The sequence below is a fragment of the Gilliamella sp. wkB308 genome, from assembly GCF_001690185.1.
In the GTDB taxonomy this organism is placed as follows: domain Bacteria; phylum Pseudomonadota; class Gammaproteobacteria; order Enterobacterales; family Orbaceae; genus Gilliamella; species Gilliamella apicola_I.
On the sequence record NZ_LZGN01000038.1, the window covers coordinates 147,431 to 170,803 of the forward strand.

Annotated in this window: 24 protein-coding genes; 7 read left to right on the plus strand and 17 right to left on the minus strand. The window is 35.9% G+C overall.

Annotated elements, in window-relative coordinates; genetic code table 11:
* Position 1: 1 nt before the first annotated feature.
* From A9G10_RS08630 to trxB, 10 genes are all read right to left on the minus strand, one after another.
* The gene (locus tag A9G10_RS08630; RefSeq protein ID WP_065559143.1) at positions 2-736 is read right to left on the minus strand and encodes an amino acid ABC transporter permease; all 735 of its coding nucleotides are present in this window, start codon (positions 734-736) and stop codon (positions 2-4) included.
* Positions 737-887: 151 nt separating this feature from the next.
* A complete protein-coding gene (locus A9G10_RS08635) occupies positions 888-1,796 on the minus strand; it encodes a glutamate/aspartate ABC transporter substrate-binding protein (protein ID WP_065559144.1) in 909 nt (302 codons plus the stop codon).
* A 225-nt stretch (positions 1,797-2,021) separates the two neighbouring features.
* Positions 2,022-3,563, minus strand: a complete 1,542-nt coding sequence (gene lnt / locus A9G10_RS08640; protein ID WP_065559145.1) for an apolipoprotein N-acyltransferase — start codon at positions 3,561-3,563, stop codon at positions 2,022-2,024.
* A complete protein-coding gene (gene corC, locus A9G10_RS08645; RefSeq protein ID WP_065559146.1) occupies positions 3,556-4,428 on the minus strand; it encodes a CNNM family magnesium/cobalt transport protein CorC in 873 nt (290 codons plus the stop codon). Before corC ends, lnt begins: the two co-directional genes overlap by 8 nt.
* Positions 4,429-4,533: 105 nt before the next feature.
* Positions 4,534-4,998 (minus strand): rRNA maturation RNase YbeY, encoded by a 465-nt coding sequence (gene ybeY, locus A9G10_RS08650; protein WP_065559482.1) that lies wholly within the window; start codon positions 4,996-4,998, stop codon positions 4,534-4,536.
* A 14-nt stretch (positions 4,999-5,012) separates the two neighbouring features.
* On the minus strand, positions 5,013-5,483 hold the full coding sequence (gene rlmH / locus A9G10_RS08655; RefSeq protein WP_065559147.1) for a 23S rRNA (pseudouridine(1915)-N(3))-methyltransferase RlmH: 471 nt from the start codon (positions 5,481-5,483) through the stop codon (positions 5,013-5,015).
* 4 nt (positions 5,484-5,487) lie between these two features.
* On the minus strand, positions 5,488-5,805 hold the full coding sequence (gene rsfS / locus A9G10_RS08660; RefSeq protein ID WP_065559148.1) for a ribosome silencing factor: 318 nt from the start codon (positions 5,803-5,805) through the stop codon (positions 5,488-5,490).
* 177 nt (positions 5,806-5,982) lie between these two features.
* The gene (gene cydC, locus A9G10_RS08665) at positions 5,983-7,614 is read right to left on the minus strand and encodes a heme ABC transporter ATP-binding protein/permease CydC (RefSeq protein ID WP_065559149.1); all 1,632 of its coding nucleotides are present in this window, start codon (positions 7,612-7,614) and stop codon (positions 5,983-5,985) included.
* The gene (cydD, locus tag A9G10_RS08670; protein WP_065559150.1) at positions 7,608-9,323 is read right to left on the minus strand and encodes a heme ABC transporter permease/ATP-binding protein CydD; all 1,716 of its coding nucleotides are present in this window, start codon (positions 9,321-9,323) and stop codon (positions 7,608-7,610) included. The genes cydC and cydD overlap by 7 nt, the downstream gene beginning before the upstream one ends.
* A 15-nt stretch (positions 9,324-9,338) precedes the next feature.
* Positions 9,339-10,292, minus strand: a complete 954-nt coding sequence (gene trxB, locus A9G10_RS08675) for a thioredoxin-disulfide reductase (RefSeq protein WP_065559151.1) — start codon at positions 10,290-10,292, stop codon at positions 9,339-9,341.
* Positions 10,293-10,690: 398 nt separating this feature from the next.
* Here trxB and A9G10_RS08680 point away from each other — a divergent pair, with 398 nt between their 5' ends.
* Positions 10,691-10,876, plus strand: coding sequence for a hypothetical protein (locus tag A9G10_RS08680; RefSeq protein WP_065559152.1), 186 nt, complete (start codon positions 10,691-10,693; stop codon positions 10,874-10,876).
* 65 nt (positions 10,877-10,941) lie between these two features.
* Here A9G10_RS08680 and A9G10_RS08685 read toward each other — a convergent pair whose 3' ends face one another.
* Both A9G10_RS08685 and A9G10_RS08690 read right to left on the minus strand, forming a co-directional pair.
* Entirely contained in the window at positions 10,942-11,592 is a 651-nt protein-coding gene (locus tag A9G10_RS08685) for an NAD(P)H-dependent oxidoreductase (protein ID WP_065559153.1), read from the minus strand.
* Between the two features lie 8 nt (positions 11,593-11,600).
* Positions 11,601-12,863 carry an AmpG family muropeptide MFS transporter gene (locus tag A9G10_RS08690; protein WP_065559154.1) on the minus strand — a complete coding sequence of 421 codons (1,263 nt, stop codon included), beginning with the start codon at positions 12,861-12,863 and terminating at the stop codon, positions 11,601-11,603.
* A 226-nt stretch (positions 12,864-13,089) separates the two neighbouring features.
* On the opposite strand from A9G10_RS08690, the gene A9G10_RS08695 reads away from it, so the two are divergent.
* From A9G10_RS08695 to rplI, 6 genes are all read left to right on the plus strand, one after another.
* On the plus strand, positions 13,090-14,079 hold the full coding sequence (locus tag A9G10_RS08695) for a 2-hydroxyacid dehydrogenase (RefSeq protein WP_065559483.1): 990 nt from the start codon (positions 13,090-13,092) through the stop codon (positions 14,077-14,079).
* 55 nt (positions 14,080-14,134) lie between these two features.
* Positions 14,135-15,208, plus strand: a complete 1,074-nt coding sequence (gene mltB, locus A9G10_RS08700; protein WP_065559155.1) for a lytic murein transglycosylase B — start codon at positions 14,135-14,137, stop codon at positions 15,206-15,208.
* A gap of 342 nt (positions 15,209-15,550) precedes the next feature.
* Positions 15,551-15,934 (plus strand): 30S ribosomal protein S6, encoded by a 384-nt coding sequence (gene rpsF, locus A9G10_RS08705; protein WP_065559156.1) that lies wholly within the window; start codon positions 15,551-15,553, stop codon positions 15,932-15,934.
* Positions 15,921-16,226 (plus strand): primosomal replication protein N, encoded by a 306-nt coding sequence (priB, locus tag A9G10_RS08710; RefSeq protein ID WP_442903220.1) that lies wholly within the window; start codon positions 15,921-15,923, stop codon positions 16,224-16,226. The genes rpsF and priB overlap by 14 nt, the downstream gene beginning before the upstream one ends.
* A gap of 4 nt (positions 16,227-16,230) precedes the next feature.
* Positions 16,231-16,458, plus strand: a complete 228-nt coding sequence (rpsR, locus tag A9G10_RS08715) for a 30S ribosomal protein S18 (RefSeq protein ID WP_025314965.1) — start codon at positions 16,231-16,233, stop codon at positions 16,456-16,458.
* A 22-nt stretch (positions 16,459-16,480) separates the two neighbouring features.
* Positions 16,481-16,930, plus strand: coding sequence for a 50S ribosomal protein L9 (gene rplI, locus A9G10_RS08720; protein ID WP_065559158.1), 450 nt, complete (start codon positions 16,481-16,483; stop codon positions 16,928-16,930).
* 156 nt (positions 16,931-17,086) lie between these two features.
* On the opposite strand, the gene ggt is transcribed toward rplI, so the two are convergent.
* The 5 genes from ggt to A9G10_RS08745 form a co-directional block, all read right to left on the minus strand.
* Positions 17,087-18,790, minus strand: coding sequence for a gamma-glutamyltransferase (ggt, locus tag A9G10_RS08725; RefSeq protein WP_065559159.1), 1,704 nt, complete (start codon positions 18,788-18,790; stop codon positions 17,087-17,089).
* Between the two features lie 289 nt (positions 18,791-19,079).
* The gene (gene celB / locus A9G10_RS08730) at positions 19,080-20,441 is read right to left on the minus strand and encodes a PTS cellobiose transporter subunit IIC (protein ID WP_065559160.1); all 1,362 of its coding nucleotides are present in this window, start codon (positions 20,439-20,441) and stop codon (positions 19,080-19,082) included.
* Positions 20,442-20,455: 14 nt separating this feature from the next.
* Positions 20,456-20,944, minus strand: coding sequence for a hypothetical protein (locus A9G10_RS08735; RefSeq protein WP_081299165.1), 489 nt, complete (start codon positions 20,942-20,944; stop codon positions 20,456-20,458).
* Positions 20,945-20,959: 15 nt separating this feature from the next.
* The gene (locus A9G10_RS08740) at positions 20,960-21,301 is read right to left on the minus strand and encodes a PTS cellobiose transporter subunit IIA (protein WP_065559161.1); all 342 of its coding nucleotides are present in this window, start codon (positions 21,299-21,301) and stop codon (positions 20,960-20,962) included.
* A 2-nt stretch (positions 21,302-21,303) separates the two neighbouring features.
* Positions 21,304-23,313 (minus strand): PRD domain-containing protein, encoded by a 2,010-nt coding sequence (locus A9G10_RS08745; RefSeq protein ID WP_065559162.1) that lies wholly within the window; start codon positions 23,311-23,313, stop codon positions 21,304-21,306.
* Positions 23,314-23,373: the final 60 nt, after the last annotated feature.

The following is a 23,373-nucleotide window of genomic DNA, read 5'->3' on the forward strand; positions in this document are numbered from 1 at the left end:
ATTATCCTCCTTGACTCATATTTGGTAAACGCATATGTTTTTCAACATTTCGCATAATAAAAAGAACCGCATAGTTAATCAACACGAAAGCAAGCGTTACGCCACATAATACTTCAATAATACAGTTTGTTGCATCATTGATACGTTCGATTTGTCCAATTAAGTCGATCAACCCAATTGTAGAAGCAACGGATGAATTTTTAATAATATTGGTCATCTCGGAAGTTAATGGCGGAATGATGCGCCGATAAGCGTTCGGTAATAAAATATAACAATACGCTTGTCTATTTGTTAAGCCAAGAGCAATTGCTGCATATCGTTGACCTTTTGGCAATGTTTGAATACCTGTTCTTACCTGCTCAGCGATACGTGCAGAGGTAAATAATCCCAACGCAATTGCAGCGGTAATAAACGCACTGATATTTGGGGATAGTTCAGACATAAACCATGTTTTGAAACTTCCGCTTAATAATTCAGGAAATAACATATACCACAAAAACATTTGTACCAATAAAGGAATATTACGGAATAGCTGGACATAGCAAGCAGCAAACTTGTTTAACAGTTTGTTGTCTAATGTTCGGCAAATACCAACTAATGATCCCAGTATAAATGCAATGATCCATGCGGTGATTGCTAACGAAACTGTGACAAAAACGCCATCGAGTAGCCAGTTTAAGTAAATACCGTCTCCATAAGGTGTCGGTTCAAAAAATAGCATCCAATTAAAGCTCATTATGGAATCACAAATATGTTTCCAAAAGGCTGTAAAAGGTTCCAAAGCTAGTATTCGATTAAAACTCATAATATATTTAATTCACATAAATTAGATTATGTACTAAATATTTTCACATTTAGTACATAGGATTAGAAAGAGAAGAAAAGTGTTAATCTAATGCTTTATCATTAGGATTTGCAAATAACTCAACCATTTTTGGTGAAATTTCAAGTTCCATATTGGCCCCTTTTGGTGGCACAGGTTGAGTAAACCATTTGTTATATGATTCTAATGCTTTTCCGGATGTTTGCGCATCAGCAATTGCTTTATCCATTAATTGCTTAAATTGGACATCACCTTTTCTTAACATACAACCATAAGATTCATAAGAAAGTGGTTCGCCAATAATTTTCCATTCACTTGGATTAATGGCACGAGAACGCTCTCCTGCTAATAATGCATCATCCATTAAAAATGCTGCTGCTCGACCGGTTTCAAGCGCATTAAATGCATCACCATGATCTTTTGGTGTAATAATACGAATATTTAATTTTTCTTTATTGTTGATTTGATTTAAACGAATTTCTGACGTTGTTCCTGCCGTCGTCACAACGTTCTTACCTTTAAGGTCTTCAAGACTATTGATATTGCTATCCGCTTTAACTAAAAAACGTGTGCCAACAATAAAGATGCTATTTGAAAAACCAACCGTTTTTTGACGCTCAAGATTATTGGTTGTTGAACCACATTCAAAATCATATGTGTAGTTATTCAGTAATTGTATACGTGTTTTAGACGTAACCGGTAAATATTTTACTTTCAGATCAGGCATATTTAACTCTTTTTTAACTGCTTCAACAATTAGGTTAGAGTAATCTTGTGAATAGCCAATGACTTCTTGGTTTTTACCATAGTAGGAAAATGGAATAGAAGATTCACGATGACCAACAACAATCACACCACTATCTTTAATTTTGGCTAATGTGCCCGTCAGTTCTTCCGCAACTGCTGAACCACTTATTAGACCTAACATTGCAAATGATAACACTAATTTGGTTAATTTTGTTTTTATGTTCATACTCATCTCCTACTGTTTAATTTGTATCATATTAAATATATTTAATATTTTTACAAAGGGCGTATATTATAACTTATTTTTTACTATAAAAGTACTTTTTACTGTTTATTTATATATCATTGGAGCTAGATGCGAACAATTGTGACCAAAATTTTGTCACAACTGAACGAAGTAATTTTAATCAGAATTAGTTAGATTTAAGCAATAATTATGCCAGTCTCAACATCACTTCCTTTTTTTTATAAAAAAGGGAAGTGTCATAAGAATCATGATAATCAAATAAGGTGTGTTGCCCCACCTAGCATAAGGCGTTAAACCAATTGTAGGGGATAAGGTTTGAGATAACACTGATGTTTCAAATTGAGGTAATTGTTGGATGATTTTACCATGATGATCGATAATGGCTGTGATGCCATTATTGGTACTCCGTATCAAAGGACGACCAAACTCTAATGCTCGGGCTTGTGCCATTTGAAGATGTTGCTTAGGTCCAATACTGTCACCGAACCAAGCATCATTAGAAACGGTCAGTAAAAAGTCAGTATCCGCTGAAAAATTTTGCCACATTAAATCAGACAAAATCACTTCATAACAAATCACAGTAGTAAATTTAAACCCTTTCATTATTAATGGTGCCTGCTTTATGTCACCTGATTGCATCGATGACATGGGAATCCCCAATAGATTCGTAATCGGTTTAAGTACGGATTCTAATGGAGTAAATTCACCAAATGGCACTAAGTGGTGTTTTTGATACCGATTATTGGTTGGATATTTATAAGGTGTTTTATCACCTAATACCAGTAGCGTATTATAAACATTACCGTCATCATCATATCTTCCTCCATTGAAACGATAATCGATGATACCAACGGCGATTTCTGTCTCATTTGCTCTGGCTTGATTATCAAGATACTGCAATAATGACTGTTGATTTATTTCAAAATCTGTAATACTGGCTTCTGACCAGATAATGATTTTATCTTTTCCAAAATTTGCTTTGGTCAATTTGGTATAGGTATCAATAGTTTGATTTAGTTGTTGATGAGTCCACCGTAATGATTGTGCTATATTACCTTGTATCAACGCAAAATTAGCCACTCGGTGTTTATCTACCTTAGTCCAATTAATCTGATTGAATAAAAATGGTGCAATCGAGAACGCAAAAAGTGCAATTAATGCACCAAAAAAGTGCTTTGTGAAAGCTTTTTGTTTAAGTTCAAACAAACAATAGGTTATTAAACCACATAAAATGGTGGTTAATAATGTTACACCATTTATACCAACAAGGGGAAAATAAGCTCGTAAAGGGCTGTCAAGTTGGCTGTAACCTAACTGAAGCCATGAAAAACCAGTTAAAATATAACCACGTAAAAACTCAGTTAATTGCCAAAGAATAGGGGCAGCAAAGACTAACTGTTTCAAGGAAAACGGCGGTGAAAATTGTTTTAAGCAGCTAAGTAATAGCGCAAAAAGCATTGGATAAAGTGACAGGTAGAGGATCAAACATCCTAAAATGATTAATGCCACAGATGATGACAATTCGCCGTACTGTTTAATACTAATATAAATCCAATGCACACCAGCTGTAAAATAGCTGATTCCCCAGCAAAGCCCTATCAGCATCGCTTGCTTTTTAGACTTATCAGCTATAAGCCATAACAGTCCTGCAAAGGATATAAATGCTAAAGGCCAGATATGAAAAGGAGCATAGCTAAAAACAGCGATACTCCCGAAAATTACAGCTAATGCCAGATGTTTAAGCATTTTCAGGTAACTCTAAATTAGGAACGGTTGCCCCTTCAGGAATAGTGACATGAAGCTGAATGATCCGTCGACGATCGGCAATGGTGACTTTAAATTGATAACCATCAATAGTGATACTTTCACCTCGTAAAGGTAAACGTCCAAAATGTTGCATGACTAATCCCCCAATGGTATCCATTTCGTCATCACTAAAATCGGTTTTAAAAACATCATTGAAGTCTTCAACAGGTGTCAGTGCTCGCACTGTATAGACTTGAGTGGATAAGCGACGAATATCACGATCTTCAATCTCATCAAATTCATCTTCGATATCACCAACAATCAACTCTAAAATATCTTCAATGGTGACTAAGCCCGAAACACCACCAAATTCATCGATAGCTATAGCCATATGATAGCGTTCCATTCGAAACTCTTTCAACATATGATCAACACGTTTGCTTTCTGGCACAACAACAGTAGGGCGTAAAATTTTTTTCAGATCAAAATTATCCACACCTTGACGAATAAACATAAGAAGATCTTTGGCTAACAAAATACCTTCAATGTGATCTCTATCTTCACTGATGACAGGATAACGAGAGTGTCCATGTTCAGAAATAATATTCAAACACTCATCAAGCGTATAATTATCTTTAATTGTTACAATTTGAGAGCGAGGAATCATAATATCGCGAACACGCTGTTCTGCAATATCCATTACTCCTTCAATCATGTCGAGAGTATCAGGATCAATCAGTTCGTTTTCTTCGGCTTCACGAATTACTTCAATCAGTTCTTCTTTATCTTTGGGTTCTGAATTGAATAACTGACTTAACCATAAAGTAAACCCTTTTTTAGGGCTCCGGTGATTATCATCACTCATTTGCTTGATTCCTTAGTTATTTTGCATGATGTAAATTATTCTTATACTCAGCTTAGTTAATGTGAATTATAAATTGAATGAGAATAGTGTAATGATTTGTTTTAATTAGTCAATGGGTTGATAAGGATCATCAAATCCTAACTGTTTCATAATATCAATTTCGATACTTTCCATTTCTTCCGCTTCTTCGTCAACAATATGATCATAACCGAGTAAATGCAAACAGCCATGCACTATCATATGAGCCCAATGCGAAATTAATAATTTATGTTGTTCTTGTGCTTCTTTTTCGACAACTTGTTTACAAATTATTAGATCACCTAAAAGTGGTACTTCAATATCAATTGGTGACTCAAAAGGAAAAGATAACACATTGGTCGGTTTATTTTTTTGTCGATAGGTATGATTTAATTGTTGGCTTTCTGCTTCATCAACAATACGAATAGTTATTTCTGCTTGATCCATAAATTGAGGCAGAATAACGTTTAACCACTGCATGATTTGTTGTTCAGTGGGCAAGTGATCAGGCTGCGTTGTCGCAATTTGCAGATCTAAGATAATTTCACTCATGATAAACTCTGTCATTATTCTCGATGATAAGGATGATTAGTGGTTAAACTCCATGCTCGATAGAGGCTTTCAGCCACAATGACTCGAACAAGAGGATGAGGTAAAGTAAGAGGGGATAATGACCAGCTTTGTTCTGCTGCTGCTTTGCAAGCTGGTGAAAGTCCTTCAGGCCCACCAATTAATAAACTGACATCACGTCCATCTGTTTTCCAACGTTCCAATTGTTCAGCTAGATTGTGAGTGGTATACGGTTTACCAGGAATATCAAGTGTCACAATACGGTTACCTTTACCACAAGCATTTAGCATCGATTCGCCTTCTTTATCTAAAATACGAACGATATCGGCATTTTTAGTACGTTTTCCTGCCGGTATTTCAATTAATTCTAAAGGCATATCTTTCGGAAAACGAAAGCGATAATCATCAAAGGCTGTTGTGACCCAATTAGGCATTTTAGTGCCAACAGCAATGAGCTGTATTTTCACCTAATTAACCCCAAAGTTTTTCAAGTTCGTAAAGTTGACGACTTTCTTCTTGCATGATGTGCACAATCACAGAATCCATATCGACAACAACCCAGTCAGCATCACTTTGTCCTTCACTACCTAAAACTAGATAGCCATGCTTTTTGGCTTCATCAATTAAATGCCCAGCAATTGAAGACACGTGGCGATTTGATGTACCGGTACAAATGACCATATAATCAGTAATACTTGATTTACCTTTCACATCAAGAATGACAATATCCTTGCCTTTTAAATCATCAATTTTATCTGTAATGAAATCTTGTAATGACTGTTGCAAAATAAACTCTCTATCAATCTAAATAAAGCACTAGTATAACATATTTTAAAAATTGCAGTGTAGATAACCATTAGGCAAAAGTTATCTTACAAAAAATTTAAACATCTTAACTGGTTTGTCGCTTATTGAAGTTTGACTGTTTAACACTTTAAACAGTCAAAATATGAGCGATACGCTAAACTAGAGCGAAATTACCCGATCGAATAACGGATTATCAATTAAACGATGCGTTACCATTAGTAAAGTTTTACTTTTACAGGATTGTTGAATAAGTTTAATGATCTGCTGTTCCGTTTGTTGATCCAAGCTTTCGGTTGGTTCATCCATTAAAATCAAGGGTGAATGATGCAGTAATGCTCGAGCAATCCCAATACGGCGAATTTCACCACCCGATAACGCACGCCCACCTTGCCCAATAAGTAAATCGAGACCTTTTTCAGTGATAAGTAATTTATCCAGTTCAACTTGATGTAAAACATCTATCAATTGCTGATCGGTAGCCTGCTCATTACCAATCAGTAGATTTTGCCGTAACGTATCGCTAAAAATGGTAATAACTTGCGGAACGACAGCAATAGCTTGGCGAAGTGTTTTTTCATCCAACTGGTTAATAGGTGTATCATTCAAATAGATTGACCCCGAATTGGGTTCCCAAATACGATTAATCAGATTGAGCAGTGTTGATTTACCACACCCGGTTTTACCAATCAACCCAATATGCTCACCAGATTCAACCGTTAACGAAAAATCCTTTAATATGATAAAAGGTTGATTTGGATAACTAAAATTAACTTTATCAAATCGTAATTTAGCCATGGTTAAATCAATTGTTTTACCTTCCTTCACAAAGGTAATTTCGGGTGTCTGACTAAAAATAGCCGTTATACGGGACGCTGATGCGATAACTTGCCCTAAAAATATAAAGGCATTAGGAATGGGCATTAAAATTTCTGTACTGGCAAGACAAACAAAGACAAATAAGGCAACTAATGGCGAAAGTGTATATTGAGTAATGAGCCATAATACCAGTAGTGTTAAAAAACCTGAGATTAATAAAATTAATGCACTCGATAGCGCCATTAATGTTGATTGACGTTGTTGATTAGTAAGCCACTGTGATTCAAGTTCATCAAGTTTATCACGATACTTTGCTTGGGCATTAAATAAAGTAAGTTCAGCTTGCCCTTGTAAATAGCTAATCAGTTGCGAACGATAATCGCTTTGTTGTTTTGCCAATGTCTCGCCTAATTGTTTACCGGCATAATAAAAAATCACAGGTACAGTAAGCAAAGTCAACGTGAGAATAATGGTGATGATGAGCGCAATAGGTAGATTAATGTAACTTAATCCGATAAATAAAATCGCAATCATTATCAATGCGGTTACAACGGGCGAAAAAAGTTTTAAATAAAGATGATCAAGCGCATCAATATCGACAATAAATCGATTAAGCAAATCCGCTTTTTGATATTGTGCTAATTGATTGGCACTTAATGGTAATAGTTTGCGAAAAGCTAATGTCCTTAAATAAGCAAGAATTTTAAAGGTTGTATTATGATCAACTAAACGCTCCATATAGCGTGCTGCCGTTCGGGTTATTGCTGCTGCTCGAACGCCAGCAGCAGGGAGCATATAATTGAAACTATACAAACCAGCCACACCGACAAAAGCGGTGGATGCTAAAAACCAACCAGATAAAGAGAGCAAAAACACACTTGCAAACAGGGTGAGAATCGATAAAGATAAACCAATTAAGATTTGCCAAAAATAGTGCTTATACAGAGCAATGTATGGACGCAAAATCGCTAGCATGTGATCTCCTTAACGTTACAATTCAATTGGCCATGGGCTAGTTGCCAAACTTGGTCTGCGTACTGCATATCGTCCGACTGATGGGTAATTGTAATCGTATTAGGGGCAATATTATGTCGTTCTAAATGATTAATTGTTTCCTGATCTAAGCTTGCTGTTGGTTCATCTAAAATCAACAATTGGCACGTTTTTAACATCGCTCTTGCTAAAGCCACACGTTGTGCTTGTCCAATCGATAAACGGATAGCATCTTCGCCAATATGGGTATCTAACCCTTCGGGCAGTTTAGCCACAACGTCAACAAGCTGTGCTTTACAAATGACGGCTTGAAGTTCATCATTATTGGCATGCGGATTACCAAGTAAAATATTATCTCGCACAGAACTATTTAAAAGGTAAGGATTTTGACCAATCCAACTGACTTGTTTTTGCCAATCAGTGATATTTAACTGACTAAATTCAATCCCATTGATTTTTAATGAACCTTGATAAGGTAAAAAACCAAGTAAAACCTGCATTAACGAACTTTTCCCCTCGCCACTCGTTCCTATTAATGCTAATTTAAAAGGCGCCTTTAGCGAAAATGATAAAGGGCCAACAATAGGTTGTCGCTCATTGGATAACACGATTAAGTTATCTGCTTCAATAGATTTTAATGGCTCATTAAAGGGAATCGATTTTATTGGATATTCAGCATTTATTGATGAATTTTCTTCATTTAAAAAAGATTCAATATTATCAGCGGCAGCAATAGCTTCAGCTTTCGCATGATAGTAAGTGCCTAAATCACGTAAAGGCTGAAAAAATTCTGGCGCCAAAATTAACGCAAAAAAACCAGCGAAAAGCGTGACTGTGCCATTATAAGAACCAAAATCAAACTCGCCTAAATAGGAAAAACCAAAATATACCGCCACAATGGCGATTGAAATCGAAGTAAAAAATTCTAAAACAGCAGAAGACAAAAAAGCTACTTTTAAAACTTGCATCGTTTTAACGCGAAAATCTTCTGATGCACGCTTGATCTCTTGAGCTTGTTTTCCGCCTTGATTAAACAGCCGAATGGTATTTAGACCTTTTAATCGATCTAAAAAATGACCGCTAAGATAACTCAATGCTTTAAAGTGGCGACGATTAATATCCGCAGCCCCCATTCCCACTAAAATCATAAAAATCGGAATTAATGGCGCTGTAGCGAGTAAAATAAGTGCTGCTGCCCAATTAAAAGGGAAAATTGCGATACAGATTAAAATAGGTACCATACTCACTAAACGCATTTGCGGTAAATAGCGAGCAAAAAAATCTTGGAGATTATCAACTTGTTCAATAATTAATGTACTCCATGCACCGGTGGTGCTTCGATTTAGATAAGCAGGGCCCAATTTTTCAAGCTGATTAATTAATTGATGACGAATCTGTTTTCTGACTTTTTTTCCTAAAGTAAAATTAATTTTCTCTCGCAAATAAAGTAAAACAGCACGAGCAAGTAACACCATAATCAGAAAGCCAAAATAAGGCAAAATGTCAGAAAAATTTTGTTGTTCAATAATTAATTTTTGTAAGATCGTTGCCAATAAAGCCGCTTGAAAGATCACAAAAATGGTTAACAAAAAGCCGGTTAAAGTTGAGGCGCGCAAGTCCGATTTATACCCTTTTGCATGCTGCTTTAACCAATTTAATAAATAAGTCTGACGTTGTTTATCTAATGACATGTATATCAATATTTTTTATTTTAAATTATCTAAATAGTGCTCTGCATCCAATGCTGCCATACAGCCCGTACCTGCCGAAGTGATAGCTTGGCGATAAATATGATCCATCACATCGCCTGCCGCAAAAATTCCTTCGACACTGGTTTGTGTTGCTCGACCTTCTGTACCGGATTTAACTTTAATATATCCATCTTTTAACTCAAGCTGTCCTTCGAAAATAGTGGTATTCGGTTTATGACCTATGGCGATAAAAACGCCCATGACAGCGACTTCTTCACTGATATTAGGATCTTGAGTACTGAGTAGTCTTACACTCGTTACGCCCATATTATCGCCCAAAATTTCATCAACAATACGATGAGTATGTAAAATCACTTTTCCTTGTTGTACCTTTTCGTGCAATCTATCCATTAATATTTTTTCTGCTCTAAAGGTATCACGGCGATGAATTAAATGAACTTCACTTGCGATGTTTGCTAAGTAAAGTGCTTCTTCGACAGCCGTATTACCACCACCGACGACAGCCACTTTCTGATTACGATAGAAAAATCCATCACAAGTCGCACAAGCCGACACCCCTTTGCTTTTAAAAGCTTCTTCAGAAGGTAAACCAAGATATTGGGCAGAAGCACCTGTTGCTATAATAAGGGCATCACAACTATATTCTGTTTCACTGCCATAAAGTTTATAAGGCTTAGCGCTAAAATCGACACGATCAATTTGATCGAAAATAATCTCTGTATTAAATCGTTCGGCATGTTCTCGCATTTTAACCATCAATTCAGGGCCTGTTAAATCAGGTGCGCCTGCTGGCCAATTTTCGATCTCTGTTGTTGTGGTAAGCTGTCCGCCTTGTTGTAATCCGGTAATTAAGGTGGGGGAAAGGTTTGCTCGTGCGGCATACACCGCTGCAGTATATCCAGCAGGACCTGACCCCAGTATTAACAAACGTACATGTTTAGTCTTCATCTTTGAAATCCTTACTCATTTTTGTTCTGGCATCTTATTATGAATTTTCGTGCAGAAAATTTTTTAATTACTGACAGCCAACAAACAGTCTACCAATTGATATTAACGATATTTCTGGCTCACAAGTCTATCATTATCGATCTCATTCTGGCAAAAAAATTGATTATTGTAGCGATAGGTAGACACAATATATTTATTTAATTGGTTAAACTGCGATTATCTTTTTCTTTTCGGTTTTTTTAATTGAATTTAAGTTTTTTAAAACAACATTTGTTTTATTTTTGTCTTTTTTGCCTTTAAAATGTGTTTTTTTCTTATTCAAAACCTGTTACTTAATTTGATAACTATTATTCATTATTTTTAAAGATGAAATCCTAGCAAGATGGAGGGAAATAAAAGTGAATAATCCTTCAAAAGATAACGTAGAAGCCGTACTACGAAAAATCAATTGGGCGCAAGAAATATTAACGTCATTACAACAAAATATTACCGATCCACAAATTGGTAACATTTTATCTGGTGTGGTGTTTATTATGGATTCGGCATCAACAGATGCCGAAATTTTGTACCAATCGGTTAAATAAATTCGGTGTTGTTTTTTTCATTTTGTTCCTTCCGTCGCCATCAGGCACGGAAGCTTTTTTTTATTTTATAAATACGTTGTAAGATCTTCTAGTGGCCAGCGAATTTTTGCTGTTGGCTCTTTTAATCGGTAACCAAACGCTAAACAAAGTCCAATACCATAGGATTCAGCACTAAATTGTGGCATATATTTTTCAAGTAATTGCACAATTTTGTCGTATTCAAATCCCCCAATGGCACACGAATCAATACCACGATATGCTGCCGCTGTTAGCATATTGGCACAAGCAAGATAATCTTGCATTTCTGATAAATGATTAATAGTTAATCCATCAGCCAACCCATGCTCATAAAAATTGATAAAATATTGGCTAGCTGCATCAATTGCAGTTTGATCATTGGCATTCGGTAAACCACGGGCGACGGTACGACGCAAATACTCACTTTGTAAGGTAAAATTATTGGCTTTACGATAAAGCACAATGACAAAATGTGAACAACTTGTTACCTGTTCTTGATTGTAACAAGCAGGACGTAATTCCCTTTTAATTTTATCATTATTCACAACGACAAAATGCCAAGGCTCAATACCAAAAGAAGACGGTGATAATCGACCTGCTTCTAAAATGTATTCCATATCAGCTTGACCTATTTTTTTCGTTTCATCAAACTTTTTACATGCATGCCTAAAATTTAATGCTTGAGTTAATTGATCCATATTCTCTCCTAAGTTTTTTTATTCCATGGTGCAACCACAAAAAGTAATAACATACCAGGTATAGCAAGAATCGTACATAAACCATAAAAGGATGTCCATCCTAAATCTTCAACAAGGATACCCGTAGTAGCATTAATTAAGGTTCTAGGAATGGATGCAATACTGGTAAATAACGCAAATTGCGTTGCGGTATAAAGTGGGTTAGTGGTTTTTGCAATAAAAGCAACAAAAGCAGATGATCCAAGTCCAACACCAAGGGCTTCAAATCCAATTACAAGTGCTAATATAATTTTCTGGAAGAAAGCGATTTCAGTAAAAGGGCCTTCAATTGATAACCAAGCAAAACCTAATATTGAAACAACCTGTATAAAACCAAAACACCAAAGTGCTCGATTAATGCCAATTTTTATCATTAAAATTCCACCGACTAAAGCACCAAATACACTTGGCCATAACGATGCATTTTTAGCAATTAAGCCGATATCTAATCGATCATATCCCATTTGTAGATAGAATGGCGTTGCTAATGAGGTTGCCATACTATCACCTAATTTATATAAGAAAATAAAGGCTAAAATCAAAAGTGCATTAATCACACCATTGCGTGTAATAAATTCACTAAAGGGTTTAATGATAATATCTTCAATGGAGTGGGTTTTAGGGGTAGGACTCTGAGGTTCTTTAACTAAAAGTGTCATAATAACAGCAGGAATCATAAAGAGCGCTGTAATAATAAAAACACTGCTCCAAGGCAAATAGCTGGATAAAATTAATGATAGCGAACCAGGGACTAGACCTGCTACACGATAAGCATTGGTATGAATACTATTACCTAATCCTAGCTCTTGGTCTGACAATAACTCTCGTCTAAAAGCATCAAGTGAAATATCTTGCGTGGCAGAAAAGAGAGCAATAATGAATGAAATACATGCAATCAACCAGATATTTAACGAAGGAGAAAAGCATCCTAAACTGGCAATGGAAATCACTAATATAATTTGTGAGATAAACATCCATCCACGGCGTCGTCCCAAATTAAATAAAGCAATGTTATCCATAAAGGGTGCCCAAACAAATTTAAAAATATAAGGTATTTGAGTTAACGTAAATGCGCCAATTGTTTTGATATTGACACCTTCACTATCGAGCCAAGCGGGTAATAATTGCAATAAAAGATAAAAAGGTAAACCTGATGCGAATCCAGTAAAAATACATATCAACATTTTAGTCGTAAAAATGGTCTTAACAATGGAGTCTTGCTTTCTATTCATTATTTAACATTATTGGTTAGTTTTTTAGCAAAGTGCTATCATAACATATCATTGTCAAAATGATCACTAAGGTCAAAGTAAACAATTCATTCATAATAGCATTTGGCTGAAATTATTGTATTTAGGTTTACAATGTCTGTATAGTTTTAATAAAACTATAAAAAACAGAGATAACTAAATAGGCGTTAATCACCATAAACAGAGGTGCAACAAAATGAAACATTCAATCAAAATTGCAGTTTTCAGTAGCAAACACTACGACAAAGAACATTTAGAGATTGCCAATAAAAAATTTGGTTTTAATATCGAATACTATGATCATAAACTTAGTCATAAAACTGCGGTAACAGCTCAAGGTTATGATGCCGTTTGTGTATTTGTTAATGATGAAGTTGATAAAACCGTTTTACAAAAACTTGCGCATTGTGGGGTAAAAATCTTAGCGTTACGTTGTGCAGGATTTGATAATGTTGATATTGCTGAAGCCAAAAAATTAGGCATTACGGTTGTCCGTGTACCGGCTTACTCACCTGAAGCAGTAGCCGAACATGCCGTTGCACTCATGATGACGCTCAATCGACGTACGCATAAAGCCTACCAACGTACTCGCGATGCGAATTTTGCCCTTGATGGCTTAACTGGATTTAACATGCATAATCGTACCGCAGGTGTGATTGGTACCGGAAAAATTGGACAAGCGGTGATCCGAATCCTAAAAGGTTTTGGCATGAATATTTTAGCTTACGATCCTTTTCCGAATGATATTGCAGTCGAATTAGGTGCGCAATATGTCCAACTCGATGAACTCTATGCAAAATCTGATGTGATTACGCTTCACTGTCCAATGAGCCCTGAAAACTATCATCTACTTAATAAAGATTCATTTGAAAAGATGAAAAATGGCGTCATGATTATTAATACCAGTCGAGGTGGATTACTGGATGCGACAGCAGCAATCGATGCCTTAAAGCAAACTAAAATTGGCGCGCTAGGAATGGATGTTTATGAAAATGAACGAGACCTCTTTTTTGAAGACAAATCGAATGATGTTATTTTAGATGATGTATTCCGCCGATTATCATCGTGTCATAATGTGATTTTTACAGGGCATCAAGCTTTTCTAACGCAAGAAGCCTTGTTGAATATCTCAGAAACCACATTAACCAATATCAAGCAGATTTCTCAAGGGGAACCTTGTCAAAACATTGTTGAATAGCATGAAATACATTATTATGCTGTTTATTATTTAACTCTTAAAATGTGGATGGGTTATGCAACGTATTGTCATTTTATTCAGTATGGTATGGTTACTTGTTGCTTGCCAAAGTAACGACTCGACAACATCGCCGATGCAACAACATCGAGGTCAATCAAATGTCGCAGGTGGTGTTTATCTTGAAAAAGAGCATGATCTTGTCATTGTCAACGATGCGCCATTAGCTATTGAACAAGAAAAGTTTATCGATCAAATGGTCAATAAACATGGCTTTGATCGAGAACAACTTCGAGAAGTACTAGCACAAACCACAAAACTTGATTGGGTTATAAATTTAATGGATAAACAAGCACCACAGTCAGGGCCTTCGACTGGCCCTAATGGCGCTTGGATCCGTTATAAAAATAAATTTATCACACCAAGCAATTTGCCAAGAGGAGTCGAGTTCTGGCATAAATATGAAAAAGAGTTAGCACGAGCTTATAAAGAGTATGGTGTCCCACCTGAAATTATTGTCGGTATTATTGGCGTTGAAACAGGGTGGGGTAGAGTCATGGGAAAAACAAAAATCATTGACGCACTCTCGACACTTGCTTTTTATTACCCAAGACGTTCTGCCTATTTTGCTAAAGAACTTGAAGACTACTTAATTATGTGTCGAGATGAAAGTGTTGATCCTTTTGATTTAAGTGGATCATTTGCTGGGGCAATGGGATATGGTCAATTTATGCCATCAGCATTTAGAAATCATGCGGTGGATTTTAATCATGACGGTCATGTTGATTTGTGGGATCCGGTAGATGCGATTGGCAGTGTTGCCAACTATTTTAAAGCTTATGGTTGGCAAAAAGGAAAAAAAGTAGCTGTAAAAGCGGAAGGAGAAGCATTATCGCTTGAAACAGGGTTTAGTACCAAATACTCCATTGAAAGATTAGCCAAAGCAGGATTAAAACCACAAAGCACATTAGATGGTTATAAACAGTTTAGCTTGTTACGGCTTGATATGGGCGATCGTTATCAATATTGGTATGGATTACCTAATTTTTATGTCATTACCCGTTATAATCACAGTAGCTATTATGCAATGGCGGTATGGCAGTTAGGCTTAGCCGTAAAAGCGGCAAAATAAGACTACAACCTAAAGACAAAAATAAATGTTTTGCTATGTTCAGGTCACCAAAAGGTGACCTTTTTAATTGGTAAAGAAAGCAAAGAATGAAAATATGACTAGACTTATCAAGAACCATTAAAGAATTTGCGTGAAAAATTTCTTAAATTTATTGTTATCAAACAATTATCATCAGTATTAGCCCTACACAAAAATTTATTAAACTTAACATATTCATTTGTCAATTAAGGTCAGTTGATATATAATGCCCCGTCGATTTCAACCGCCAAATTTTCATGTTCCTTGCTTTCAATGGGTTGCGGTTGCCCCGACAGAAAGCTGATTAATCCGTAGGGAGCGATAATGCGTCATTACGAAATTGTTTTTATGGTTCACCCAGATCAAAGTGAACAAGTACCGGGTATGATCGAACGTTATACTGGTACATTAACGACTGACGGTGGAAAAATTCATCGTTTAGAAGATTGGGGTCGTCGTCAATTAGCCTATCCTATCGAAAAACTGCACAAAGCACATTATGTGTTAATGAATGTTGAAGCGACTCAAGAAGCTGTTAACGAGCTTGAAGATAACTTCCGTTTCAATGATGCAGTCATTCGCAGTTTAATTATGCGTACTAAACATGCTGTAACTGAAACTTCACCAATGTTAAAAGCTAAAGATGAGCGTCGTAACGCTGAAGAAGATTTTAGCGAAGTAAACATGGACGATGATTCCGAAGAATAATCGTTTGGTGTTATCGGGTATTGTTACCAAGACCCCGATAAGAAAAATCAGTCCAAGTGGAGTGTCACACTGCCAATTTTATTTAGAACATGTTTCTGAACAAATAGAAGCAGAACTCACAAGGCAAGCATGGTGCGTAATGCCTGTTATTGCCAGCGGACAACACGAGTTAAGTTACATAAAAAAAGGCAGCAAAGTATTAGTGAGTGGCTTTATTAGTACACACACTAAACGTAATCAAACAAGTCAACTTGTGTTACATGCTGACCAAATTAAACTATTAGGAGAATAGCCAAATGGCACGTTATTTCCGTCGTCGCAAATTCTGCCGTTTTACTGCAGAAGGCGTTAAAGAAATTGATTATAAAGATGTTTCTTTATTAAAAAGCTATATCACAGAAAGTGGTAAAATCGTACCAAGTCGTATTACTGGTACTAGCGCAAAATATCAACGTCAATTAGCTCGCGCTATCAAACGCGCTCGTTACTTGGCATTATTACCATATACTGACAACCATCAGTAATTAGCAACAGAGGGAACATATAATGCAAATTATTCTACTCGATAAAGTTGCTAATTTAGGCAGCTTAGGTGATCAAGTTAATGTTAAAGCGGGTTATGCGCGTAACTTTTTGATTCCACAAGGTAAAGCAGTACCTGCGACTAAAAAGAATATCGAATTCTTTGAAGCGCGTCGTGCTGAATTAGAAGCAAAACTTGCTGAGACATTAAAAGCCGCAGAAGAGCGCGTTGCTGAAATTAATGCACTTGGTAAAGTGACTATTACTTCTAAAGCTGGTGATGAAGGTCGTTTATTTGGTTCTATTGGTACACGTGATATCGCTGATGCGGTTAAAGCTCGTGGTATTAACGTATCAAAAAGCGAAGTTCGCTTGCCAAATGGTGTATTACGTAACACTGGTGAATTTGAAGTGTTATTCCAAGTACACAGCGAAGCTTTTGCTAAAGTTATTGTTGAAATTATTCCAGAATAATTATCTTCAAATCGCGATAAAAAGCCCGTCTAATTGACGGGCTTTTTATTGACTTTCTACAAGGCTCATTTTGAAAAAATCTAATTACAAGCCTAATCATTTGATAACACAATTTACCCAATGCATTGATTAGCTATATAATTTTAAATCTGTCATCTAATTGACGATAATTGATTCACCTCTACCACGAATATCTGACACCGCTTCGGGTTTATTATTGTAAATTTTAATGACTTGAATATCACCGCTAAAATCTTGTTGCACGAAGCGATATCCCATGTTTTCTAACTCTTTTTTAAACGCTTTCGGTACTGTTGTTTGAAACCGCTCAACATAAATCACATTATCGGGCAATAATTGATGATGATAACGTACCGTGTCAACCGCATCTTTTAATGACATATGATTATCAAAAACATTAGCCACAACTTGAAAAATAGAGGTAAAGATGCGCGAACCACCAGGGGTACCTATCACCATTTCCACATTATTATTTTTGATAAATAGGGTTGGAGACATAGATGATAGTGGACGTTTATTGGGGTCGATGGCATTGGCATCATTACCCACCACACCAAATTGATTGGCAATACCGGGCTTGCTACTAAAATCATCCATTTCATTGTTGAGTAAAATACCTGTACCTTTAACAACAATAGCCGAACCAAACCAACCATTTAAGGTATAAGTATTTGATACTGCATTTCCCCACTTATCAACAATTGAAAAATGTGTAGTTTGTAACTTTTCATGTTCCCAATCTAAACCAGGTTTCACTTGATCAGTTTTCGAAATCGCAATAGTGTTGATTTGTTTGGCTCGTTCAACTAAATATTGTTGATCGATAAGTTTTGCAACCGGTACACTGACAAAATCAGGATCGCCCATATATTCAGCACGATCAGCAAAAACACGTTTTTCAATTTCTGCTAATAAATGGATATATTGCGCAGAATTGGGTTCCACATTTTTAAACTTGTCTGCTAATGTTTGCTTCATCAATAATAATTGAATTAATCCAATACCACCTGAACTTGGTGGAGGAGCGGTAACGATTTGCATATCATGCCAATTGGCAATCAAAGGATCACGCCATTTAATCTGATAATTTGCTAAGTCAGCTTCTGTAATTAAACCGTTATTATCTGCCATTTGCTTGGCAATCAGTTTGGCTATTTCACCTTTATAAAAACCGTCACGTCCAGATTGAGCAATTTTATTTAAAACATGACCTAATTCAGGTTGTTTAAATAGTTGATTGGCTTTCATATTACCAAAATATTGCTTAAAATGGCCATTGTTTGGCGCAGACACAGCCGCTTCTTGATAACGTTCAATAAGTTGTGGTGGGACAATAAAACCATCATTAGCAAGGCGGATTGCTGGCGCCATCACTTCTTGCCAGGTTAATTGACCAAAGCGTTGATGTACCGCCCACATACCGGCAACGGTACCCGGTACACCGGAAGCTTGATGAGAATAAAGACTTAAACCAGGTATGACTTCATTATTACTATCTAAAAACATGGTTTTATAGGCATTTTGTGGTGCAATTTCTCGATAATCGATAAAATAAGGTTTTCCATCCATCCAAAGTGTCATAAATCCACCACCGCCAATATTGCCAGCCTCAGGATAGGTCACGGCAAGGGTAAATGCGGTAGCCACGGCTGCATCGGCTGCATTTCCACCTTTTTCAAGTATTTCCTTCGCTGCCATAGCACCATAATTATCCGGTGACGCAACTGCACCTGCTTCTAATTTTAGTTGATGAGTTTCAACAGCAAGCACTTGCTGAGATACCAATAAAAACAGAGCAAAACAGCAATACTTAATGAACAGATTTTTCAAATTGGACATATAACACCTCCTGCTAAATACATGATAACTTCCTCCATTTTTGTCACTAAGCATCGTTATTACTAACTTGATAAGCGAGTCAAAAATTGAATAGGAGGAATAGATGAATATAGCATAGAAGATTTATACATTGAGTAAATTATGTTCAGTGATTGTTAATAGGCGTATTGATAATTCAACACAATTTTTAGTTTGCAAATATCATCAAAAAAGTCACGGTCTATAATTCATTAACCGTGACTTTAATTAACATTTTCAAGTTGATAAAAATGGTTATACTTGTTTATTTTTAATGGGATTCGCTCACATCTTGAACATCATCAACTGGTTTACCTTGCTCTTCTTTAAATAATTTATTGTCATAAAGTTTAACAAACGGAAGATAAATCAATAGCGCTAAAATAGCGGAAAGTATTGCAACAATAGCTGCTTTATAATCTCCACCTGTCCCGATAAAGGCGCCTAATCCCATTGGTGACGGCCAAGGAACTAAAGCAATAATGGGATTCATAATCCCCGAACTAATAGCAAAGTAACCTAATGTTCCACATGCCATCGGCGCTAAAAAGAAAGGTAAAGCTAAATAGGGATTATAAACAATCGGCATACCAAAAATAATCGGCTCATTAATATTAAATATGGCAGGAACAGCGGACGCACGACCTAAAATTTTTAACTGGCTTGATTTAGCAAAAAAAGCAATAAAAAACGTCATTAACAGTGTCGAACCTGAGCCACCTAAAATGACTAACGAATTATTAAATTCCCCTGCGAATGGAATATGTGCCCCTGCGGTATTTTCGGTCATATTGGCTAACATAATTGGCGTAATAAACGCCCCAATAATACTTGCCCCGTGAATACCTACAACCCATAATGCATGAATTAAAAAAAGAATAACCATTATTCCTAACCAGCTTTTGGTTAAATTCGTCACAAACGTAAAAGGAATACTGACAATATCAAAGATATCTGTCCCCATAAATACTAAAAAGCCATTTAAAATAATGATACAAAAAGCAATAACAAACGTTGGAATCAACGCTGTAAAGGATCGTGAAACGCCTAATGGCACGGTTTCGGGCATTTTAACAACCCAATTTCGTCTGACACATAAAAAATAAAGATGCGTGGCGACTATTGCCATGACAATGGCAATAAAAATCCCCGAAGTGCCTAAGCGAAACACGAAAGGCGTTAAACGTAGACCATTAAACACAAGGTTACTTTGATCACTGAGTAATGTAATTACCCCATTTTGCATGACTAATTCCGGTAAAGTCATAAAAAATGCAAAAGCCGATAACATTGCACCATTAAGGGCATTCACTTTTAAGCCTGTCTCTTCCGCTTCAATTTTTGTTAATTCATAGCCCACAACAAAATTAAAGTAGAGCGCTAAAATACCGATTGTAGCGGTATTGGCAATCATGTACAGATCACTGATCCGAAAAAACGTATTTTCAAAAAAACCTTCTAAACCCGTGAATGTCATTGGTAACGTATTAAAAACTAGAAACATAGAGCCAACAATTGAAAAGGGTACTGATGCCATACCGGCAGCCATTACCGCGCGCACAATTTTAAATTGTGATATTTTTGCCATTGGTGTCATTAAATACTTTTGTAAAAACACAAATCCGGTATTCATTTTGTTTTCCTCATCTAATTAATAATTTCTTCGTAAGCTTGGATTCTTTTAAAATGTTTATCCTCGTTACGTTGAATTTTTGCTAATCTTTTAAGCATTAAAAAAGCCATTACACCACTCCCAATTAGTAGCCCCATAATCGTATTTAAAACAGGTTGCGAATCTTTTAAAAATGGAAAAAAGATATGAAATAAAGATGTATAAAGGGTGATAACTAACACGCCACAAATTAAAAGCATCATTTGAAAAAATAACTTAGCAAAAGGCAGAAAGTTATCATGATGGCGATAAAGCTTTACTTGTTCAAAAGCGGTGAATGCACCCAAAGTAAAAAGCATAATGGGCAAAATAGCAGTGTAAGACTTCGAACCAAGCAAAAAAATAGCCCAGTAAAGATTCAAAAATAGCAAAAAAGCAGTCGAGTAACGAATCGCTAAAAAACGATTAAAATAAAGATTGGTTAAACTCAATTTTTTAGACTTATCTAATTGGGCGTTTATCATCGTTGCTTAACCTCTTTAGTTAGCCGATAGCTGATCACATCTTTGGTATAAAAATGACATCTCAATTGCAATTTCTCGCATTGTCATGGTTGTCATTAAATGGTCTTGAGCATGCACCATAATAATTTCCATTTCGATTTGCATACCATTGGCATAAGATTGCAGTAATTCGGTTTGAGATTGATGGGCTGCTAATATTTCATGATTAGCCTCTTCAAGAAGTTGATTAGCATGGTCAAACTTGGCTGTTCGCATTGCCTGAAAGGCTTCATGGATTTTAGTTTTGGCATTGCCGCTATGCAAAATAATATTAAAAGCGACTAATTGAATATCTTCTGAGCTCATTTTTTGAATCATTGTTACGCTCCCTTTTCTATAAGTTTAATAAAGAGTGATTTAAATTCGGAAAAAGTTTGGCATTGTAATAATTGGTGTTGCATCGCTGAATCATCAATCAAATTGACGATTGCTTTCGTCATCATTGCTAAAGAAGGATTTTGATAAACAGACGGTGAAATAAGAAAAATAAAGCGAATATCTGGGTGATATTTATCCCAATAGACCCCATGAGGAATCAGCGCAATCCCCATTTTAGATAATCTTCCGACAGGAACAGCAGGATGTGGTACCACAATGTTAGGACTAAAAAAGATATCTCCCAACGTCATTCGTTTAGCCATTTGCTTAATCATCTTTGATTTATAACAACAGGCTTCATTGACCGCTAAACGATCCAATAAAAGATCTAAAATATCGTCTTTCGTTAATGGACATTGGCAATAATAAAAATAATCAGCAGTTAGCTCTTCAACGACTTGATCAAGATAGGATAAATGACATTTTTCATTGACGATATGAGCCGATGATATCGTGTTTAGATTGGATGAAGTTATGACATGACGTGAAGAAAGATAACGCCGAATTTTTTGCACATCTTCTTCAGTAAAAAAGACAGAAACATGAAAAACCGGAATTTTAAAGACTTTGGCAGAAAGATCGACTGAAGAGATAATAAAATCCACTTCGTTTAACATGTCGGGTTCGATTTCATAATAGCCTCGGGTATCAATAATTTTAATACGTTCATCAAATTCACACTCGACCCGATTTTTTAAAAGCTGAGCGCTACCCAGTCCGGTTGCACAAATAATTAATACTCTAATTTTTTGCGCATTTTTCAGTTTTTCAACGGAAGCTAAAAAGTGCAGGGCTAAATAACCCCATTCATCATCAGAAACTGCTACTTCAGTTAAATTAGGGAGTTGCTTAAAATAGCGCTTAACTAAGTCAAATAATTCTGGCGAGCAAGTTTTGATCTCATTCAGTAATGGATTTTCAAGTTTGATATTTTGCGCTAACCTGACTAACATCGGTTTTAAATGTTGAACCAAGCCATTTTTTAATTGCTCATCTTTCAAAAATTGATAGCCTGTTTCAAGCTGAATCTTAAGTAATAAATCGGTTAACATTAAGCTGAGTTGCGCATCTAAATCTTGTTGGATAAAGTTAGATTTACTCATCAAATGCAAGGTTAAATACATCTGTTCTTCTTTCGGAAAAGCAAAACCAATTACTGTCTCAATGCGATCGATTATTTTTTTCGCAACCTGAAATTCCAATGAATTTTTAGTTGTTTCTGGCATATCCAAATTTTGAATGGTTAGACCAGATTGTAAACGTTTAATACTTAAAGAAAGATGTAACACAATATTTTGCATCATCACATCGGACAATTTTATCTTTGCTTCACGACACTCATCTAAAATAATAATGGTTAACGTGTCAAAACTGATTGCATCACTAAACTTATTTAAATAAGTTAAACGCTGCAAAAAGTTCATGGATTCCTCGTGAAAAAAATAGCTCATAATAAAATGGCGTTTGGCTTTTTCTGCGCCGTCCACATAAAACAGATGTTTATTTTTCTTTAAAGTCAGTTCGAAGGGTTGAAGCTGATTTTTTATTTCCAGCATATCTTTATTGAGTTGTGATGAACTAATAAATAGCTGTTCGGATAATGCTTCAATATCGATTTTTTGACATTCCAGTAATAACAGATTAAGAATGTAGTGTTTACGTTGACAGACTTCCCGTATATTGGCTTGTTCTTCATGCCGATCTAATAAATGATGTTCAATCAAAAACGAATTAAACGCCGTTCTATCCAAGATTTGCAACTGATAACCATAACCTTGTTTACTTACAATTTTGGCACCATTACATTCAATCAGTGCTTTTAAATCGTTAAGATAAGTACGAACAGTTCTATCGGATAATGATAACTCAGTTGCCAGCAACGCACTGCTTTTAAACTGATTTTTTGAGCCGACTAATAGGCTAATAAGATCGCGTTGTTTATTTTTAATCATTATCATCCACACCTATAACAGCTAAAAAGATAAAGAATAGTGTGGTTGCTTTAGTTTGCA

Coding starts and splice junctions, on each gene's coding strand:
- A9G10_RS08630 (WP_065559143.1), bottom strand. CDS start 736: ATGAGCTTTAATTGGATGCTATTTTTTGAACCGACACCTTATGGAGAC.
- A9G10_RS08635 (WP_065559144.1), bottom strand. CDS start 1,796: ATGAACATAAAAACAAAATTAACCAAATTAGTGTTATCATTTGCAATG.
- lnt (WP_065559145.1), bottom strand. CDS start 3,563: ATGCTTAAACATCTGGCATTAGCTGTAATTTTCGGGAGTATCGCTGTT.
- corC (WP_065559146.1), bottom strand. CDS start 4,428: ATGAGTGATGATAATCACCGGAGCCCTAAAAAAGGGTTTACTTTATGG.
- ybeY (WP_065559482.1), bottom strand. CDS start 4,998: ATGAGTGAAATTATCTTAGATCTGCAAATTGCGACAACGCAGCCTGAT.
- cydC (WP_065559149.1), bottom strand. CDS start 7,614: ATGCTAGCGATTTTGCGTCCATACATTGCTCTGTATAAGCACTATTTT.
- cydD (WP_065559150.1), bottom strand. CDS start 9,323: ATGTCATTAGATAAACAACGTCAGACTTATTTATTAAATTGGTTAAAG.
- trxB (WP_065559151.1), bottom strand. CDS start 10,292: ATGAAGACTAAACATGTACGTTTGTTAATACTGGGGTCAGGTCCTGCT.
- A9G10_RS08685 (WP_065559153.1), bottom strand. CDS start 11,592: ATGGATCAATTAACTCAAGCATTAAATTTTAGGCATGCATGTAAAAAG.
- A9G10_RS08690 (WP_065559154.1), bottom strand. CDS start 12,863: ATGAATAGAAAGCAAGACTCCATTGTTAAGACCATTTTTACGACTAAA.
- mltB (WP_065559155.1), top strand. CDS start 14,135: ATGCAACGTATTGTCATTTTATTCAGTATGGTATGGTTACTTGTTGCT.
- rpsF (WP_065559156.1), top strand. CDS start 15,551: ATGCGTCATTACGAAATTGTTTTTATGGTTCACCCAGATCAAAGTGAA.
- rpsR (WP_025314965.1), top strand. CDS start 16,231: ATGGCACGTTATTTCCGTCGTCGCAAATTCTGCCGTTTTACTGCAGAA.
- rplI (WP_065559158.1), top strand. CDS start 16,481: ATGCAAATTATTCTACTCGATAAAGTTGCTAATTTAGGCAGCTTAGGT.
- ggt (WP_065559159.1), bottom strand. CDS start 18,790: ATGTCCAATTTGAAAAATCTGTTCATTAAGTATTGCTGTTTTGCTCTG.
- celB (WP_065559160.1), bottom strand. CDS start 20,441: ATGAATACCGGATTTGTGTTTTTACAAAAGTATTTAATGACACCAATG.
- A9G10_RS08735 (WP_081299165.1), bottom strand. CDS start 20,944: ATGATAAACGCCCAATTAGATAAGTCTAAAAAATTGAGTTTAACCAAT.
- A9G10_RS08740 (WP_065559161.1), bottom strand. CDS start 21,301: ATGATTCAAAAAATGAGCTCAGAAGATATTCAATTAGTCGCTTTTAAT.
- A9G10_RS08745 (WP_065559162.1), bottom strand. CDS start 23,313: ATGATTAAAAATAAACAACGCGATCTTATTAGCCTATTAGTCGGCTCA.